The 1,038-nt window shown below is 43.4% G+C and carries 1 pseudogene; it reads left to right on the forward strand.

Going from position 1 to position 1,038, the window contains the following annotated elements:
* Positions 1-338: 338 nt before the first annotated feature.
* Positions 339-1,038 (forward strand): annotated as a pseudogene (locus tag CIK04_RS29425) (cache domain-containing protein); the annotation flags it as partial.

Raw genomic sequence — 1,038 nt, forward strand, 5'->3', positions numbered from 1 at the left:
TCATATTTGACATCACTAAATTATTTAATGCAGAAATTCATTTTAGAATTATTGCTCTAAAATAAGTTTGTTTTATTCAATGAAAAGCGAAATAGGTTTTGATTGTGATTTCGCTATTTTGGTATGTTTTAACTCTCTTAAGTCCTCAGGAAAAATTCACGGTTTTAGTGATTAGATACTGAACGTTGGATGTTGAAAGTTAAGAGCTTGGTCATGATTTATTTTTAGCTTCGAATTTATAATGTGCGGGAACACTGGCATCGAGGATGCCCAAGCACTTTTGTGTGAGGGCGGTGACAGGTGTTGAGCTAAATCAATAACAAAAGAGCAGGATTACAATGCTTAGAAAACTTTCTTTAAAAAACAAACTCGCTAGTTTCTAGCGAGCGCTGCCATTATTGTCGGGGGACTTTTGGTTGAAGCTGCTAGTCTATTAACGCTTCGCTAAATCGGTTGGAAGTCGAGGTGCAACAGCGCCTGACCAGTACCACCGCATCATACAATCAATATGTTACGGACTGGTTACTTTCAAAAGAGCGAGCGTTAACGGCGCTATCCTCTGAAGTCGACAAACAGTCCATTGTGACTCATTTAAAACAGGTGAAAGATTCGGCCAGTTTTGACAATGTCTTTCTCGCCTACCCAGATGGTGCTCAAGACAACGCGAATGGTGTGGTTTTACCGCCGGGGAACGATGATCCTCGCCAATGGGGTTGGTATAAAAACGCCATGGCGAATCCAGCTAAAGTCTTTATGGATAACCCAACTGTCGCCGCGGCGACCGGGGCAAACGTGGTCTCATTGGGTAAAGCTCTTTCGTTGCATGGCCAGCAAGTGGTGTTGGGGGCGGATGTCGAAATCTGACCGACATTCTCAACAGTATGGCTAAGGTAATCTTACCCGGTGAAGGTTATATGTTTACTTGCCAAACCAGCAAGGCTAATGTGTTTACCCACTCTGACACCAAGTTGCCTGAATCAACCGGTCAGTCAACTTGGCTTGAAGTTTAATGACATCACCCAAGCTGCGCGAGACGGC

Source organism: Vibrio sp. 03_296 (assembly GCF_002265885.1).